The organism is Niastella populi, assembly GCF_002078015.1.
Taxonomy (GTDB): domain Bacteria; phylum Bacteroidota; class Bacteroidia; order Chitinophagales; family Chitinophagaceae; genus Niastella; species Niastella populi.
On record NZ_LWBP01000199.1, the window covers coordinates 99,951 to 118,217 of the forward strand.

Annotated in this window: 18 protein-coding genes; 5 read left to right on the forward strand and 13 right to left on the reverse strand. The window is 40.1% G+C overall.

Annotated elements, in window-relative coordinates; all coding sequences use genetic code 11:
* Positions 1-67: 67 nt before the first annotated feature.
* Positions 68-682 (reverse strand): hypothetical protein, encoded by a 615-nt coding sequence (locus tag A4R26_RS21945; protein ID WP_133054753.1) that lies wholly within the window; start codon positions 680-682, stop codon positions 68-70.
* 393 nt (positions 683-1,075) lie between these two features.
* Here A4R26_RS21945 and A4R26_RS21950 point away from each other — a divergent pair, with 393 nt between their 5' ends.
* The 3 genes from A4R26_RS21950 to A4R26_RS21960 all read left to right on the forward strand — a co-directional run bounded on the left by A4R26_RS21950 (position 1,076) and on the right by A4R26_RS21960 (position 3,153).
* Positions 1,076-1,357, forward strand: a complete 282-nt coding sequence (locus tag A4R26_RS21950; protein WP_081168528.1) for a hypothetical protein — start codon at positions 1,076-1,078, stop codon at positions 1,355-1,357.
* Positions 1,358-1,668: 311 nt separating this feature from the next.
* Positions 1,669-2,499, forward strand: a complete 831-nt coding sequence (locus tag A4R26_RS21955; RefSeq protein WP_081168530.1) for a sigma-70 family RNA polymerase sigma factor — start codon at positions 1,669-1,671, stop codon at positions 2,497-2,499.
* 189 nt (positions 2,500-2,688) lie between these two features.
* The gene (locus A4R26_RS21960; RefSeq protein WP_081168532.1) at positions 2,689-3,153 is read left to right on the forward strand and encodes a carboxymuconolactone decarboxylase family protein; all 465 of its coding nucleotides are present in this window, start codon (positions 2,689-2,691) and stop codon (positions 3,151-3,153) included.
* Between the two features lie 68 nt (positions 3,154-3,221).
* Here A4R26_RS21960 and A4R26_RS21965 read toward each other — a convergent pair whose 3' ends face one another.
* The 7 genes from A4R26_RS21965 to A4R26_RS21995 form a co-directional block, all read right to left on the reverse strand.
* Positions 3,222-4,835 (reverse strand): recombinase family protein, encoded by a 1,614-nt coding sequence (locus tag A4R26_RS21965; RefSeq protein ID WP_081168534.1) that lies wholly within the window; start codon positions 4,833-4,835, stop codon positions 3,222-3,224.
* On the reverse strand, positions 4,832-5,104 hold the full coding sequence (locus A4R26_RS21970; protein WP_081168536.1) for a hypothetical protein: 273 nt from the start codon (positions 5,102-5,104) through the stop codon (positions 4,832-4,834). The genes A4R26_RS21965 and A4R26_RS21970 overlap by 4 nt, the downstream gene beginning before the upstream one ends.
* An 89-nt stretch (positions 5,105-5,193) precedes the next feature.
* Complete coding sequence (locus tag A4R26_RS21975) at positions 5,194-5,448, reverse strand: hypothetical protein (RefSeq protein ID WP_081168538.1); 255 nt, start codon at positions 5,446-5,448, stop codon at positions 5,194-5,196.
* Positions 5,449-5,843: 395 nt separating this feature from the next.
* Positions 5,844-6,245, reverse strand: a complete 402-nt coding sequence (locus tag A4R26_RS21980) for a response regulator (RefSeq protein WP_081168540.1) — start codon at positions 6,243-6,245, stop codon at positions 5,844-5,846.
* Between the two features lie 74 nt (positions 6,246-6,319).
* Positions 6,320-6,448, reverse strand: coding sequence for a hypothetical protein (locus A4R26_RS35895; protein ID WP_278248442.1), 129 nt, complete (start codon positions 6,446-6,448; stop codon positions 6,320-6,322).
* 169 nt (positions 6,449-6,617) lie between these two features.
* Positions 6,618-6,938: a hypothetical protein gene (locus A4R26_RS21990; protein WP_081168544.1), complete on the reverse strand. Its 321-nt coding sequence runs from the start codon at positions 6,936-6,938 to the stop codon at positions 6,618-6,620.
* Positions 6,939-6,951: 13 nt separating this feature from the next.
* On the reverse strand, positions 6,952-7,860 hold the full coding sequence (locus A4R26_RS21995) for a HEPN domain-containing protein (RefSeq protein WP_081168546.1): 909 nt from the start codon (positions 7,858-7,860) through the stop codon (positions 6,952-6,954).
* A gap of 215 nt (positions 7,861-8,075) precedes the next feature.
* Here A4R26_RS21995 and A4R26_RS22000 point away from each other — a divergent pair, with 215 nt between their 5' ends.
* Positions 8,076-8,486, forward strand: a complete 411-nt coding sequence (locus A4R26_RS22000) for a helix-turn-helix domain-containing protein (protein ID WP_081168907.1) — start codon at positions 8,076-8,078, stop codon at positions 8,484-8,486.
* A gap of 245 nt (positions 8,487-8,731) precedes the next feature.
* Here the strand turns inward: A4R26_RS22000 and A4R26_RS22005 are convergent, their stop codons facing one another.
* From A4R26_RS22005 to A4R26_RS35100, 4 genes are all read right to left on the reverse strand, one after another.
* The gene (locus tag A4R26_RS22005; protein WP_081168548.1) at positions 8,732-9,391 is read right to left on the reverse strand and encodes an AbiV family abortive infection protein; all 660 of its coding nucleotides are present in this window, start codon (positions 9,389-9,391) and stop codon (positions 8,732-8,734) included.
* 17 nt (positions 9,392-9,408) lie between these two features.
* A complete protein-coding gene (locus A4R26_RS22010) occupies positions 9,409-10,188 on the reverse strand; it encodes an HNH endonuclease signature motif containing protein (RefSeq protein ID WP_081168550.1) in 780 nt (259 codons plus the stop codon).
* Positions 10,189-10,751: 563 nt separating this feature from the next.
* Positions 10,752-11,969 (reverse strand): ComEC/Rec2 family competence protein, encoded by a 1,218-nt coding sequence (locus tag A4R26_RS22015; RefSeq protein ID WP_081168552.1) that lies wholly within the window; start codon positions 11,967-11,969, stop codon positions 10,752-10,754.
* A 355-nt stretch (positions 11,970-12,324) separates the two neighbouring features.
* Positions 12,325-12,471, reverse strand: a complete 147-nt coding sequence (locus tag A4R26_RS35100; RefSeq protein WP_165760374.1) for a hypothetical protein — start codon at positions 12,469-12,471, stop codon at positions 12,325-12,327.
* Between the two features lie 382 nt (positions 12,472-12,853).
* Here A4R26_RS35100 and A4R26_RS22020 point away from each other — a divergent pair, with 382 nt between their 5' ends.
* Positions 12,854-15,703 carry a P-loop NTPase fold protein gene (locus A4R26_RS22020; protein WP_081168555.1) on the forward strand — a complete coding sequence of 950 codons (2,850 nt, stop codon included), beginning with the start codon at positions 12,854-12,856 and terminating at the stop codon, positions 15,701-15,703.
* Positions 15,704-16,145: 442 nt separating this feature from the next.
* Here A4R26_RS22020 and A4R26_RS22025 read toward each other — a convergent pair whose 3' ends face one another.
* Entirely contained in the window at positions 16,146-17,537 is a 1,392-nt protein-coding gene (locus A4R26_RS22025; RefSeq protein ID WP_081168557.1) for a hypothetical protein, read from the reverse strand.
* Positions 17,538-18,267: the final 730 nt, after the last annotated feature.

Below are 18,267 nucleotides of genomic sequence, written 5' to 3' on the forward strand. Positions count from 1 at the left end.
TATCCGCAAAAGTAACTGATTTCAGTGGCATTATGGAGAGAATGCAAATGTGTTTTTACGGTCTGGCCTACGAAATATACCGGCTCAGCACCTGGGTGTAAACGAGCTGGTTACGGGCGCCAACGGCGGCCATGCGAAAGCAGTAATTTATGCCGAGGGGCAGGCCCGAGATCACCTTTTTGCAGCGGGTGTCGGCAATGCTTTGCCAAACGCTTTCGGGGGTAACCGGGGCGGGCGTCCATTGGTACAGGTAGGAGCGGGCGCCTTTAATTCCGCGAACTTTCATTGTTATTTCCCCTGGTTTGGGGCCGGGGAGTATTTTGAAATCATTGGGATGTTTTAACTTAATTTCATCCACCGGTTTTATAAGATCAAATCCACTGCTCCACAGGAGGTATTCTTGTTCATTTGAATGGGTATTGACAAATTCGCCGACCTGTTTTAGTTTTTTGACAAGCAGTATCCGAACATTATTTTTTATTGCAATTTTTAGCCGGTCGCCCAAACTTGCATCTGACATGGCCTGCTCAAATTGCCGGGATATTTCTTTTAGTTCAATAATAAGCATGCCGGGATCGGGAAATTTCTCATTACCATCCATACCCTGACATACAGAAGATGCCAACATGCGGATGTCAGTGTCTTTAACTCCTTTAAAATTCAGCGCCAGTCTCCTTTTCATAATTTTCATGCTTATAAATGGTTGAAAATGTGACAATCGAAGTTCCCTAACCATTATCGGCAAGTTGAGTGCGCGGTGAATCCCTTATAGAAATTTGCTATTGACCAGAGTGGCTTAATGTGAAGTGATCCGTCAATTTATAGGATGTAATTGACTGTGAGCTCTAAAAATAATAAATTTTATCAATAAGAAATACAGGCGTTTACATGGTTTCAGGTGCAATTTGTTTGTGTAGACTAAGGTTGATTAAAATAAATTCTCAATTCAGTATCACAAAGAATTAGTTCTCAATTTATCATAATTATGTGCCTGAAATTCAGCATCCTGCTTTATCACAAATAAAATTTTAAGGAAAAATCTTTTCCCTTCGGGAAAACATAAAGGCCTTAAGGAATGCATGAAATCTTTCAGGCAATAGCAAAAGCCTACCGGAAAATCGAAAAGATTCGAGGAAATCGCAAAATCCTTCGGGAAAAGCTATTTCCTTTCGGGTATTCTCAACATCCTTCAGGAAATCCGGAAAGTATTCAGGTTACGCCTTTTCCTTTCGGGAATTTGCAATTCCCATCGGAAAATGCTGCGCAAAATGCAATTGAGGTAGATAAACAGTCAAATTATGGCATAACATCAAGAACCAGCACCAATAATAAAGCGACAACAGGCCCGCTTTACTGATCTAAGGGCGCAAAAATGCAAACAATGGATTATGATAATTAAAACACCCCGATAAATAGCCTGCATATCCGTATAAATAACTTAACTGCCCTGTATTTCATTCAACCGTTCAATAAAAATGAATAACCATAGGCTTTATGCTTACAAACATTTCCGCAAAAAGGTCAAACACCAGCCGTAAGTTGTTAAACCCTGCACCAGATTTATAAAAAGCTGGCTGATTTTTACTATATACAGGATAACACGCTCATACTAACAACAATAACCGGTCATCCGGTTCACAAAAACTTCATTCCATCTTACATTTGCGTATGAATTCCCTGCGGCAGTTACTTACTTCGTATGCATATAATATTCTCGGCTCCTATGAGGAAGCCCGGGATGTGGTTCAGGATGTAATGCTTGAAATGGTGAACCGTTCCGGCGGCGAAATTGAAAATGAAAAAGCCTACCTCACCCGCTCGGTGATCAACCGCGCTATCAATGCCCGTAACAGGCTGCAGAAAATGCAAAGCGGTTATCCCGGCAGCTGGCTGCCCGAACCGGTAGCTACAGAAACCGCCGACGCTGATCTGAACCAAAAGGATATTCTCTCCTACTCTCTGATGGTATTGCTTGAAAAGCTCGATGCCAGACAACGCGCCGTTTTTATTCTCAAAGAAGCCTTCTCTTACGAACATGAGGAGATTGCCGAAGTGCTGGATATAAGCGTAGAAAATTCAAGAAAGATCCTCAGCCGGGCCCGCACAGCACTACAGAACGAAGAAATTAAGCAGACAGCTCAAACGCCGGCCAGTTACCTCGATAAATACATCGAAACCATCCGCAGCCGCGATGTTAAAAAACTGGAACAACTGCTGAGCAATGATATTGTAGTGGTTTCCGACGGCGGCGGCAAGGTAAGGGCAGCGCTCAACCCGCTCGTGGGCATCGAAAGTGCGTCCCTGTTCCTGTCGGGCGTTTTCCATAAATTCTACAATGGTACTGAACCGGTAAGAGGCTGGGTGAACCACCACCCTGCCCTGTTCTATTATCACAACGAGCAACTGGTGACCTGTATGATCTTCGAATGGCGGGATGGGCTTTTACACCGGGTTTACATAATGCGCAACCCTGATAAGCTGGTTTCATTCAGGAAATAACGTTGTTTTTCATTGCTGATTTATAGATGTAGAGATTTTGGGATTTCATCAGGGTTCTGCCTTCCGGCAAATCTCAAAATCCCTAAATCTCTAAATCCTGGGAGCTACTTCTTTAAAAAATAGAAGAAATCGAAAAAACTGTCACGCGAAATACGCTCCGGTTGTCATTACGCCACAAAACCAATTAGTATGGAAAGAATCACATTCAAAGAAGCAGCCGGCGTTTACAATGCGTTGAAGCAGGGACAAAATTATGTTGACCAGTGTGGACTGGATTATAAATTACTTGAGTTGATCTACATGCGGGTATCACAGATCAACAGTTGCGCTTATTGTTTGGATATGCACTTTAAAAAGGCCATTCATGCCGGGGAAACACCGATTCGGCTGCTTTCGGTTGCTGCCTGGCGTGAAACCGATTATTATACGCCCCGGGAATGCGCGGCACTTGCTTTTGCAGAAACGCTTACCCGTATGAAGGCGGAAGAACCCAGCGATCATTTACACGATGAATTGAATAAACACTTTTCCAAAGATGAAGTTGCGAATATAACCATGGCCGTTGTACAGATCAATTCCTGGAACCGGCTGGTGCGCTCGTTCGGAACAGTTCCCGGGCATTTCAGGGTTCAGGAGAAGACGGCTAACGTTTAAAGTAATATATTTGGGAGGCGCTTAAAAATATAAGATAATCAGATAGTGGTGGCCGGTTCGAATCTTGTTCACCCGACTAAATTGGACAAGGCAGCAGAAATGCTGCCTTGTTTGTTTTTATCATCGTCTGTAATGCTGTTCAGTTGCGGGATTCGCTTAAATACTTCGTTTACATTTTCAGTTAGAAACGTGCCATTTTTGTGAAAATAGCTTATTCCTTCAGGGAACACCATTTTTTGTAGCTTTTCCTTTGCCGCTACTTCGCTGGAATGCCATAGCAGCGGGATTTTCAGCGAAATATTGATGGCGCACTCGAAAGCTTCTTTTAAGTTAGAACTCTCGATGTTGCTACCGGCCAGGTTGTCCAGGATCTGCTTTTTCTCTTTGGCGAGCTTTATCATTAGTCTGTCATAGGTTTCAGCAGGTACCCTTTTATCAACGTAATAGTTTTCTTCCAGTTCCTCAATCTTTGCATCTACTATAGCCAGATTGCTGTACAGGGTATCCCTTAACTTAAAGGAAGCCTCGTAATGCCGGTCAAAAGCATAGTTCATGTGGTATAGCAGCGGCGTTACCAAATGCGATTTAATACTATAACCAGCTAGGTAATCGAGAAAATGGTTATTGACCACTCTTGTGCTTTTATTGCAGTTACAGCCTTCAGTACGGCATTTGTAATAATGATACCGGCCTATCTCTTTGGTTGCTTTGATTGTTTTGGTAACGGCATAGCCGGTGTAGCCAATTCCACAATTGCCACATTTCATGAAAAGTTTTAACGGGTATGCTGAATTCTCCTTTTTATGCGATACACCATACTTACCTCCCGCCGCTGCCCGGATATCGTGAATACGCAGGAATAGTTCCTGGGATATGAGTTTCTCGTGGTCACCTACCACCAGTTTTCCATTCAGGGTTTTATGGGCAATGATTCCGCAATAAAATGGGTTAGAAAGGATCATGCTTAGTTTCTGCTTATAGATCTTAACACCCATTGCCTGTAACCGGGATAGGATTTCATCATTTTTCATTCCCTGAGCTTTCCACTCAAATGCCTTGCGCAGTTTTTTGCCTATTTCATTGACAACAATCTGGCGTTTTTTATCTTCCTTTATAATTGAATAGCCCATTGGTGGTTGCAAGCACCAGATACCTCTTTCCAGCTTTTCTTTTGTACCGGCAATGGCCCTCTGCCGACGTAACTGGTTATCATATTCACTGAACAAAAATTGCATATTTTGCTGGAACACCCCGCCGGGGTTGCTAGTATCAATGGGCTGCGTAACCGCAATGATAGTAACGCCATATTTCTCGCGGAGTTCTTTGGATAGCCGCATAGCCCCATCCCCTGTACGACTGAACCTATCCAGCAGGTATACCAGAATATGGGTTACTTTTTCCTTATTCTTTTTGATGAACTCCAGCATTCGCTGAAACTCCTTGCGGCCATCAGTACTGGCGCTTTCATAAGTGCCACCATAGTAGCCCATGATGGCAAACTCGTTGCGGGCTGCAAACTCCTCAATGGAGCGTTTCTGCGTATCCAGGCTCAGGTTGGTTTCATATTGCTCTTTGGAGGATACACGGGTGTATACCACGCAAAACTTGCCGGTTGACGTTTTCTTATAGTGTACAACTGGTCTTTTTGACCATTGCTGAAACAAATCAAGTTGCTGATTCATGACGCTTTCTTTTTAATAGGATTTAGGTATGATATGTTCTTAGTGTCTGGTAAAGGGACCACTTTGGCTTTTGAAACGCATTCGAACAGAATAAGAACATACTGGTGAATGGTCTGCACTACCTGTTCAGCTTCTTCATCACTGTAATGTTCGCATCCAGGAAAGGTGCGTAGCTTTTCAATGGTTAATGCTTCCTTTTTTGGATTGATGGCCTGGGCAAAGGCTGAACCATCCCCCTGGTTTTTCAGGGATTTGATTTTGGCTTTCATAGTACAAGGATTTTTAAGATTATGTATCTCTTTATAAATGGAAAAATCGTGAGGTTATCCCACGATTTCATTTAACTGACGGCAATGATCTAATCTTCCTCGTCGTCATCATCATCCTCCTCTTCTTCTTCCGTTTCTTGGTAATCGGAAATCATGTCTTCTATGTGATGAATAACATCACGCTGTTCCCGTTCAAACTGTACTTCTATTAACACTTCATCAGTTTTAGTATTCGCACCAATGATATCGTTAATAATCTCGTTTTCTAACAATACCTCTGCCACTTCTGTGATAATAGCAGCAGGAATACTCAACTCTTTTTTAGTTATTAATTTGCTTGACATACTTTTTAGTTTTTTTGAAAGGATTAGTTGTAACACAAAAGTATGCTAGGGCTATAGGGTACCTTTGCAAACGTGCTCGAATGCATACGATTACATCTAAATTTCTTCGATTTGGTACAATTTGGCTCGATTTTCCTCAATTTGACTCATCCCTAATGTTGATTGGGCACCCAGGTTGACTACCATTTAAATACTATTTGAATTCGAATTGATTTTAATTAACAGGAGCTGAAAACAATTGAAAATAATAAGTGGCTTGGGTCAATATTATCTGAAAGGTGGTTCTGTCAAATTGTATAAGAATCGAAGATTGATGATCGAATAAGATGAATCAGGCTCTGCCTGATGTAAATCTGTATTAATGTATAAATACAGATTTACCAACTCCGCTGCATTTACTGGAGGGCCATTCTAATGCCGACTATTTGGCTGCTTAATAGCGCCAGTGCCTCTTTCAATTCCTGGTATGGGCCGCTTTTGGAAACGATTGCGTCTGCGCCTTCAGGTTCCCCTGCATGTGGATTTGTAAAATCCATGGAGTAAGCAATGATTTTAATACCGGGCCATTTTCCCTTTACCGCTTTTATAGTTTCATAACCATCCATTTCGGGCATGCGCATATCTAAAATGCAGATGTCTGGTATTATCCCCTTTACCAGTAAGTCCAGAAAGTCCTTACCGTTTGTAGCCGGTGGAATTACCGTGTATCCCCACAGGTTCAATAATTCCTGAAGGCTTTTACGGATGAGATCATGATCATCTACGATGGCTACTTTTATTTGACTGTTAACATTCATAAATAGGAATTTAGGTTGATGAAGATTTAATTTGCGAACTCAGTATGTTTGTTCGGCTGAATATGGAAACTGCATTAGTGAGTGATCTTCACCCTGATCTTGGGGATGCCACCTATGTGGTTGTTTTCCCTGACATCGATCAGGTGGGCCGCTTCTACCAGTTTGCAAAGATGAAAATAAAGCGATAGCATATCTTTTTTCATACCTGCTTCATATAAACTTGTTTCGACCAAAGCATATTCTAGCAGGTCTTGAAGTTCCTCTTTCCAGGCAGACAAAGCCAGGTATTTAAAGAAGCGCTTGAAAACTATATATGGATCGACATATTCTTTAAAAGAGAGAACTTTTGGGAAAAAGTCCCATTGGGTAGAATCAGCATGCCAACTGCAAAAGAGATTGTGGGTTAAATGAATTTTCGTTGTTAATAAGAAGTGGGGATGATTTATTTTCTTTATTTATCAGATAGGCAGCATTGATAATGGATTCTATCATTTTAAAGTAATATAATAAAGCACCTGGGTTCTTTTTTGGCCAGATATGTTTTCCAAAAGCAGCTTTTAATACTGCCTTAATGCGCTTTCGGTAGTCTTTAAGAGCCGCTGCGGTGAAAAATTCAGCGAAAATCTGGTTGGGGTCAGTTATGGGTTCTTTAAACCATATGGAGGTTTCCAAATAGTCGTTGGCTGATTTCATATGAGTTAAAGTTTTAGATGGCAGCGTCGGTAGCCGTTAATGGGAATGTGGTGATTCTGTTATTTTGTAACGCCGTTATTTTTTTGTCATATAATTTCTTGGCTAACAGCAGCAATTCTTGCACTCTTTTCTTTAATAGGATGGCCGTTTCAGTTGGCACAGTGTAGTTTTCTTTATAACGGGAATCGGAGTAGGCTTTGTTGAGCTGGTTAAGTAGCGCAATTTCCTCTGCCGTAATACAGGGGAATACACTGGAAGGAACAAAAGAAAAGTTCTCAATTAGGGCGAGTAAACGGAAAAGGTTGTGCGTGGTAGACCGGTATCCGGTGTATACCCGTAAAAGGGCCATACAAGTATGTTGGGTTGCTTGGTGTAAATCAAATAGGGCTTTTTCATTCCAGTCGTTGTCCAGACAAAAGCAGGCAGTTTTAAAGAATCGTTCCGCTGTTTGGTAACAGTTGTTCCAGGCCGTTTCTATTTTTCTTGTTGTTTCTTCATGCGATATTGCTGCCGGACGATATATTATATCGCCATTACCCGCATTATATACCAGTACGGCTTTATGATAAACAGTGGTCAAAAAGCGGCTGTTTTTGGCTATTAAGTCGTTTACCGAGTCCAGAGATTGGACAATTGCAGTGACTTCACAATCCAGGGGTTCCGCCAAATGATTAATTTTTTGTAGCATTTCATGGTCGGGCTGCTTATTGTTACCATTGGTAATGACCAGTAGATCAAAGGTGACCTTAATTGTTTCCTGGTGGGGGCTGTCTTCAGTAAAACAGCTCCAATCATTGTGAGGGGAGGCCCGGTAACCGTAACAAAGGATTTTTTCTGGTTGAATTGCCCCAGCAACTTTCTGTGTAAGCTCAGCTAAAAGAGTTATCAGGTGTGGAGGTAGGTTGTCAAATGTCGTTTGCATGTAGGTTAAAAAGGTTTGGTATTAAAATAAAAGCATATGCCTTGTGGCGGGGTACGGCTTTTATCTCTAGTGAATAGCAAATTACAGGGTACTTGTGCCGTACCGAACCAATTTAACTGGTGGAGTACCAGTATTTTATTGTATTTTACAAGGGATATAACAGTGCCAAACCAATACCATAAATTCCATATATTTGAACCATGATAACTACGCCTATGCCAGATAAAGTACATCAAGGACGAGCTGTTAAGCGCATACGAGAAATATTACAGGTAAAACAGGAAACACTGGCTAGCGAGCTAGGTATTAGCCAGCAAAGTGTGTCCCTGCTAGAAACTAAGGAAACGATTGATCCAGAGACTCTGGAGCAGATAGCGAAAACGCTGAAGGTACCAGTGGACGCAATAAAAAACTATAACGAGGAAGCTGCGGTTAGTTTTGTGAGTTCATTTCATGACAATAGTGTTAGCCATGTTATCGGTAACTATGGAACTTATAATTTTAACCCCATAGATAAATGGGTAGAAGCGATTGATAAAAATGAAAGGCTTTACGAGGCATTATTAAAATCCGAGCGTGAAAAGATTGCGCTGTTGGAAAAAATGTTGAGCGAGAAAAAGAAGTAGTAAGGAGAATGCTTTTGATAATATTGAGCCACCTTGGTAGGTGGCTTTTTGTTTACACACAATATTTGTCAAAGTTCTTTATTTACGTTTTTTGGTCTCCCAAGCAGGTGAATTTGCGGGTAAAAGCGGCTTTAAGCATGATGCAGATGAAGTAATTGAAGCTCCAAAGTGGATAGCTGTCTGCCAACAACCTACAATGAAATAAAATTCATAGGATCATCATTTGTTGGTTAAGGCCCCATGACTTATTTTCTTTTAATTGTTTCAGCGACTAATGAAGGAAAATCCGCCTCCTTAAAATTTAGCCTAAATGCTTTTAACTGCGCCGGTGTTATTTTTTTGACTTCATCTATGAACTGCTTTATATTTTCGGAAATTGACATTGTTCGGCGTAATGCTTCTTCAAAATCTTCCGCTGTCAGTTGAGTAGGGTTCATTACCTCGTTTTTAAAATCCGTATAAAATCCCCGTTGCTTTAGTTTGTCGGCCTTTTTCCACCAATCGACATTACTCATCGCCGGGAAAATAGTAAAGGCCGCTTTAAATAGATGCTGAATAATTCCACTTCTGGAACTGTTGATTCTGATTTCATATAGATGTTTTATCACCATCCATACCGAATAGGTATCCCGCAGGATGCTATGGCGCGGTGCATGGTGTTTGAATATGCCATGCAGTTCTGTCATTTTTCGTAGCTGGAAATCGTGCCCTTCCAGAAAAAGAAAGAGCCCTTTGATATACTCTTCGGCTCCCAAGATCAAATGGGCAATTGCTTTTCCGTAAAACCCGGACCCTGCCATTAATTGGGCAGTAGTATAAAATTCATCTGCGTTTTTCAATACCTCGGGATAGACATCCAAGCACTCATTAGGTGTTAGATCAAGAAAGCTGCGGTTTACATTCATTTTGAGTTCAATTAGATTTATCCAATGTTACGCATGATCATTAGTGGTTCATTCTCTCCGCTGCAATTCAGAAAGACGGGAGGAGCAGTCAAAATGTTGTTCCCATTGAAATAAAAGGATAAATAAAGGACATATCTCCCAACAGGAGCAATGTCTAAGTCACCCACCATCTTGCAATAAATCTCCGTATCAAATTTAGCAGCTAGCCCTGCCGGGATTTGTAAGGGTGATCGTAGAGGATAAAGCTTTTCACCAAGTTTGGTGATACAAAGCCGGTATTTAACGGCGCTTTTTAATGCCGATGCATGTGGAATTCCACTCAAACCACTGGGCAAATGCTTTGCAAACATCCGAATGGTTTTCATAACCACGGTTTTGGGAGAATGATTAATCAAGGTAAAGCCAATAACAGGGATTTCGGGTTTACCTGGCTCGCCTTTGTAAAAGCAGCGTTCATTCTTCTGGTACCAACGACACTGTTCTTCATCGATAATGGCCGAGACAAACTCGATTTGTGAATTTCGGTTCAGCGCCATTGTTTTGGCATTCCGCACCATTTCCATTGAAACGATTTTCTTATCAATTTTTGCGTGACAGGTTGGGCATACGAGTAGCAAGTTATTCTTTTCGTTGTGCGCGGGGTTTTCGTCAATATGATGCAATTCAAACACGCCCACTTCTTCGCTGAAGCAAAGTGGGCATAGGGAATTTATCTCCTGTTGCAATTCGGCTAGTACTTTTCGTAGCTTGGGAATAGGTGTTCTGATTTTCTTGTTGAAAGAAGGCTTTTTAGTCATAGCAGTTGATTAGGGTAGTTTATCAATCTGGTACAATTGTTTAAACGTTAGTAAAATTTGGATAATACTCTGGAATCAGTATGAACAATTCGCCGCTGCCTCATTATTGTATCAATATCTCCTAGGCTTCTACTTGATGACGCAAAATTTGCGAAACTTTTTTGCTCAGTGATAATAACAGCTCCAGTATATGCGGCAATTATGGTTTTAAATCCAATAATTTTTATTATCACTGAAAAACTCCCGGGAAAATGCGAAGTTTTCTTTTAACTTGAAAGAACTGCGGGAACTGATCAAAATCAATTCCAACGTGTACAGTGAGGTTAGCTGAATGGGTTTTGCATAAGAAATAGACTAAATTATGTAAAAAAGACAGCAAGCTGAATGTGTAATATTTTCAGTGTTTTTTTTCCTTTTTTCTGCCATAAAGACAATTTAGTTGGGTATCCATAGAGCCTGCCTTCATCTTAAATAGGCATAAAAAACTAACCCTTAGATTATATCGGACTATTGCTTTACTGGTGCTGATCAGAACCTACATACTAATTTCGGCTTACAATTATTTAGAGATAAATTGTGATATCATTTTGCGCAATATTGGTTTGGTGAATAGAGAAACCAGCTAAATGCAAGGCTCCAATATATGAAGTATTTGGATGGCCATAGCGATTTGCACCAACTGAGATTATTGCATTTTTAACCCTCACTAATGGCGGAATTTTGTAAACATAAGTACCTGCCTTGCCTCCATGATGAGGAACTACCAAATTATTTCTGTGTCGATAGTTTAAGTGCGCTAGGATATCTCTTGATACTTGTTCATAATGGGCATCACCTGACAAAATAATACTCTCTTTCTTTGATTTAACCGACAGGGCTATGCCTGAAATATTCCTGTTTTTATGATACTGTGCATTGTAAATAATTATTTGATTATTTAAAGAATTAAGATTTCTAAAAAAGGTCGCTCCCCCTCTTGCTCTTCTAACGTCAGCAGGAATTGAATAAGTGTTTGATGGACCTAATGAGGAATTAAGTCGTCCAAAAAGAATCCTACTTGTCAAATTGGGAACGCGATCTCTACAAACAAATGCTGAAAAATTATTTTGCAGGTCAACATTGCTCATTCCAAGTAAAGAATGATAATGATCTTTGTCCCAATGTGATAAAATAAGAATAGGCTTTGCTCTTTTATATAAGACATTTCTGTTTCCAATGATGTTTAGTACAGCAGGCTTGGAAGCGTTCATTGGAGCTCCTGCATCATAGACGACTTTAGTCTCATCGTTAAAATTTATTTCATTCCAATTACCTTGCCCTACATCTCTCACTGTTACACTTAATTTCCCTTTCCTGTGAAATGGAATTGCCGAGCTGTCGCCATAGCCATTCATATAATAGTTGAGTCGCCAATCAAGAAAGTCATTGAGCGAAACAGAAGAATCAAAAATTTCGCTTCCGGCATTTGAAACGTCGATTATATAACCAATTAGAAAAGAGTTTAAATCCTCAGAATTATTCACTTGTTCACTCCAACTCTGTATAGTTTCTGGTTTTATTGAATAAATAGTATTCTCCTGAATTGGTCTGCCTTGATAATTATTTAATAAGACCATTGATGGTTTAGTAAGATCAAATGCCCTATTTATCAAGTCGGTAAAGGTTGTGTATTCATTAGAGTCAATAAAATCAAACAAGACTGTATTGTCTTGTATATTAAGCTCCTCAATGCAAACAAGGACATCTCCAGGAAATAATCTTTTGTAACGGCTGTAATACATGTTGGTGCGACAGAATTGAGATATAGACACTCAGGAATATAAAAAAATATTACTCATTGATCCGAAAGGATTATCTACTAAAATTTAACTCTCTTGTCTCTTAATAAACCGAATAACCATGGAATCCTAGGAGCATCAAAGTATGGGTAGTAAGTAAGTTTTGCATCAGGTCTTTTTTTAAAACTTAATGCCAATGTTCTAGCCAATTGGTTGTATATGAAAAATGTCCTTCCCTATCTTCTTTAAAAATTCAAAAAAGTACTCTAAATAAAAAAAGTTGTGGTAGACATTATTTAGTCATCTCACAACTTACTAACCTTTTGCAATGCTACAATACATGCTTCAATGGCAAGAGTTATTTTTTCTTGCTTTTGCCTTTCGCTTGTGTTAATGCAGATGCTGCTACACTTTTAACAGTTTTGGACGTACTGGGATTAGACAACAATTTTGAGGCTTTGGAAGCGACCTTATTTGATGTATATTCCCCTTTTTTACCAGCCATAATTAATGATTTTTAAGTTTAAAAATTCGATACCCTAAAAATATAGATCAATAGGAAATTGAGACTAATAATATTCGCACATGGTGTGTTAAATAAATTAGTTTAATTTGACTTTTTTTTCGTATATACTATCCTTCTAATGTCCTATCGTACAATTTAAAAAACGGTATATAACAGTGAGGTAAGGGTCGTATTACTTAGACTGATTATCAAGCATCTCGAATCGCTACCAAATTGAAGATATGAACTATCACTTCCCTACTATTCGATTACGCGTGCGCTATACATATTTGCTGCTTATGTAGATTAGGACAACCCTGTTTTGTGTCAAAATTCAAAAATATGTATCTTATCCTCATTCTCCTTTCTTAAATGTTAGAAAATGAACCAACAAAGCCTCGAAATTCTCTATACAGCATACTTTCTTTCACAACATAATCTTTCCCAAGGTATAAAAGCCAGCTTGGTGAGGAGACTTACCGGCATAAAAGGATCGGTCTTTTCGTTGCTGATTTCAGAATTAATCACCGAGGAATTTGTGGTAGCAAACAGCACGGTGGACGGCAACTTGGTATTGTCAAACAAAGGAATAACGCTCCTCAACCAACAACTCGCCGTCAACCGTATACTCATTTTACAAATAACCAACCCGCAATTCTTACCACCTACATCCCGGATGGTCTATGGCTACCGCTATAATTACTATTTTTCGGAAGATGGGAAAATTATCAGGGAAGGTACCATAGCAGTACTGGTCAGTGATGTGCTATCCATGACTTGGCAACTTAATTTTAACAACATTGACAGTGACGCCGTCCGTTTGCTGTTGTTGTTTGCTAAAGACCATCTCGTTAAAGCATTTACTGATGGATCAATGACGAGTTCGGAACAGGTGGAATTGATGACCAATAATCAACCTCCTAAGCCACCATACACCGAACAGGATTATCTGGCCATCCAGGATGCTAAATTTGTTATACTGAATAGCAACACCAAGGCAACCAGTTCAGATTTGACACACGCTGTTTCCGACATTACTCCGCAGATTGATCAGTCAATAAAATATAACCGGGCTCTTGACTGGTATACCGATGTGAAGAACATACCGAATCAAAATCTTGTTTCCACTACCCTGGAATTCATGCAGCGACATCACTTAAAGCTCGTGAATCCCCTGGATTTTATCAATCTACTTTATAAGCAGATCGATGACCTCAAATCTTCCCTGGATCGCCCAGACGATTACCTGAACCAGTTGAAAACATTGCCCGTTGCTCAATCACTTCGGTACACACTGTTCGGAATGATCCTTAAATGGCATGGCGGTTATCCGGTAAACAACCTGAATCCACAATATAATGCCATTCTTCAACTGGTAGAACGAGAGTTCCTGTCGATGACGGCGCCGGAAGGTAGCCCTGAAAAGGAATTTTGCCGGATAGATGAAACCATACAGAATCGATTACGGGACCTGGAAAACGAATTGAATAAACAATTCGGCGCTAGGACTGAAGAGTTGTTGGAAGAACAGAAAATCATTAATCTTCTTAATTCGTCACCCGATGATGAGCAGCAAAAAGAGTTTGAATACGTCAACCAGGATGATCCGGAGGATGAGAATGTGGAGGTGCCTCCGGCTTTTTTCCAGGAACCGGAAGGCATACATGCTTATATAAATGACATTGTATATGCTGAATTTGGTAATATTACCCCCGTTATGGGCGTCACCGGACTTGCGGCAGATTACTGCAAAGTGCTTTCTACTATGCGTGGAGAAACCGGACAGATGATCGGCATTTTTGGAAAATGGGGGCGCGGAAAAACCTTTTTCCTCAAGCAACTCAGCCTGCAAATGGCACGTAGCAAATCACCCACGTTTATACAGGTAGATTATCATGCCTGGAAGTACCAGGAAACACCTGCTTCCTGGGCTTATTTGTATGAGCAGTTCGTGGAGGGCTATTTGGGCAAAAAGAAGTGGTGGCGCATACGGTACCACTGGCGCCTGGTGAGGCTAAATATCAAAAGAGATGGCCTTTATACTATTCTTATTTATCTGGGAACTCTGTCAGTGGCCATTGCTTCCCTTTTTATTCCTTTAGAATCTTTCGCTATTAAAGCAGGCGCTGTTTCAGCCATCGTCGCCTTAACAACCACATACCTGTTAAAACTTAAAAAGGATTTTTCAACGAAAGCTATCAATCTCATCAAAAAATATCACCTGAGAAACAGCTTTAAATCTTCATTGGGCATACAAGCGGACATCCAAGATGAACTGATTAAACTCCTTAAAGTATGGATACCCCAAAAAGAATGCGGGCAAACAAGGATCATCTTGGTTGTAGAAGATATTGACAGATGCAGCGAGGAGAAGATCATTCAAAACATTGATGCTCTTCGGGTATTACTGGAAGATCAGGAGGTTGCCAAAAGGGTATTAATTATAACCGCCATTGATGAAAGGATCTTGAAGAATGCAATTCTGATCAAATACAAAGGACTGCTGAATACCAAACGGGAATTTTCTGAAAATTCCACTACCCAGCAAACAAGTGAGCATCATGAGCTGATCTCCGAATATCTGGATAAACTGTTCATCTCAGCTATCAAGTTGGGAGAACTGAACAATCTCCAAGTGAAGGAATACATGCTACAGCTTATAAAAAATGAAATGCAGGATAATGGTAGTACTGCGGACCAAGCCGGGGCCACTTCAACAACTGCTGTAACAAGTACGGAGGCGGCCACGATGAACAAACTTAACCTGCTGGCACCTGATATTTCCAACCAGTCTGCATCAGGTTCTGTCCCTGTGGGCTCCACTGCTAAAAGTACAGGAGGCCTTCAGGAACAAAGCAGCGTTATCAAACTAACGCAGGTAGAATTATCCTGCCTGGAAACCATCTTTACGAATTGGATCCATCCTACTCCTCGTAAAATGCGCATATTTTACTACCGGTACCTGTTGAGCAAAAACCAATTGATCGGTAAGTACGGGGCTCTCCAACGGCCCAATATCTGGCAGTACCCAATTGGTATTACTGCCATCATGGAACTGATTTATTTTTATTCTCATGCTCCCAACCATGGATTGATCATCAGGGATTATAGGCAAAGCTGGGAAAATACTAACGAAATGATACCTATACCGCATAGTTCGGAACAACGAACAGTGCCGCGCATGGACCTGCTGTACCTGCTGGAGGTGTTAGAGCTAACCATAGCCTATTGATGACTGTGACCATCAACTGATTTTATGAGTTTTAAGTATCGGTAAGGTTATCCAAGTCTTTCAAAAGGGGGCAGCTATACCAGGCGAGTAATTTTCGCATACCTAACAGACGCTAATAAAAACTCAGCCCAGCTCCAAATGCTTGAGCACAGGTTGTTTCCTCTTCGATACTGACCTAAATAATTATTATGAGTTATGTTAACGAGGCCTTTCAGGGAACAGTGTCTTGCTGCTTATTGGCGTGTTTATGGTTGTTTGCCACCCAACGAAATGAAGGATTACTGATCCGGATTACTCCCAGAATTTTATTACATGTTTAAGTCTTTGAATTTCATCAAATCATCCAAAAGCCAGTTCGACAATCGTCTAGCCGGCCCGACTAAAAAAATGACCCCTTCAAGTGATTGGATTTGAAGGGGCTTTTTGGTTCGAAGTGATCTTGTTAAAGAGACTCCGGCGTTATATCAACAAAGTTACCTTCAATCAATTTGTAAGTTACTCCATGGATTTTAATTGTTTCCCCTTCTTTTAGCAACGAAATTGAATATATGTCTTCTTCAATTAGATGTATAGATCCCCTCGTCTCTCTTGCCAGTTTCAGGTAGTCTTTATTGATCTTATCAAAAACACCGCACAATACAATTTTTACTGGTTTGTGATAACCTGCAAGGAGTGAGATATCTTTTACGGGCGCCCAATTATCAGCAATCATAACTATTGAATCACAGTACCTACAGATTCTGTCACTTTCGATCAGGGCTTCTATATTATTTTCAGGAAGGTCTCCACCACTCCCGTTTTCCATTGCTGTAATAATGGTATTTTCAATTTCGTCATATTTATTAGTAAAAACTGAGTAAATGCCGCCTGTTTTGCCAATAACTTTTTTATCATCGTCTTTGCTATCCCCATCATTGAAAAACACGAACTGTCTTTTTACCTTATCAGTAAGGTTAAGTTGTAACCATTTGAGTAGTTGTGCTGTGTACGGATACATACTGCCTGTAACATCGGCTACTATAAACGAGTTTTTCCAGTTATGTCTTTCAAATACCTTTGCAACAGTAGAATCAACTGGATTATAAATCAAATAACCAACCTCGTCGCATCCGTCTTCGCGTTTGTCTTCAACACAAAAAACAGAGTCTCCAAACTGTAGAAATTCCCTTTCCGATTCTTCCTCAATTAGCTCACGCGATACTGCCTTCTTAACGGATATCTTTGTAATTGTTCGTGTATATTCCTCTGGCAGCACCGGCAAATTAACCTTGTTTGTATCAACACAAATAGTAATCTGTGAACACCATGTGACATTGTTAGTGTCGCCAGCCTTTTCAGCCTCCCCATCAGCAAGTAAAGCTTTTAGCTTCCGCGCTTCTTTTTTACCTGATGTCTTTGTTGGCAAAGGCCTGAAGTAAATAAAAAAACCGTGTTGTAAACCAGATGCAATATTTTTGGTTTTTCCTATGGTTTGTCTGATTTTCCTGAACTCAATTGATTTATCCAAAAAAACCTTCGGTATTATTCTTTGTAAAGATTCCAGTCTTCTTTTTGTTAAAAGCGAAAAATCTGTCCTGGCAGGATAATCAGAATACACCAGATCAATACGTACAATTACAGCATTTTCCAGACGCTTAATCGCTTCTTTCTGATTGTTTGAAAAGTCCGACCTGCCATAATCCATCGGAAGGTAAAGGACTTTACCGCCTGCTTCGGTCAATTCGTAATATGGCCTGAAAATCTCTTTAGCGGTTACTGACGATGTAATGCTATTTTGACAATAACCCTTTAAGGAAATAAAAATAATCAGGGTAACAAGGGGCATTAATCTCATATGTTACTTTATTTGAAATAAATTTGCCTGATGTCCCGTTTTTAATCAATGTACAGGGAATATACACCCGGAAAGGTCATTATTTATTGCGGCATCTTATTATAAGTAGATGTTAGCCTAAAAATATTACTATTCCTGTATATTAAGGCTCTCTTTTAACCACCTCTTGAGTTATTGCAGGTCGAATTGCTGGACAATCGAACCTTAGTTACCGTGATTTCTAATATTTGAGTAATAAAAACAAGTCTTTTCACTTTTTTATTTAACTGTTTGATTACTCCCGTTTCAGGGCATATATTGACTTTAGCGGCTAATGGGTTTTGCCATTTACGACTTGACGGTCACATATTTTTATAAGGTCTATATTAAGGTATACAAACTTGCCTAATTCTTTTATATCCTGTATTAACAGGTTAGAAATTTGTCCATTTGTCCCGACTAAAAATTACAAGAGCCTTCAAGTCGTTGGATTTGAAGGCTCTTTTTGGTTCGAAGTATTCTTGTTCTTTATAGGTTTTGAAGCGCAGAGTAATTTCATTATTTATTCCCGTTCAACTGACGTTTCCCAGCCGTCATAGTCTCCATCACATTCTTCTGCCAGTCATGCACGTGTGGCAGTTTGGGTTACAGGTGTTCTGCTATAAAGCTGATTTAAGACAGTTTGTTTCGCGTGTTTTCAAAAGCACTTTTGTATAAAACTACGTGTTAGGTGCTGCCTTCTTTTTGAATA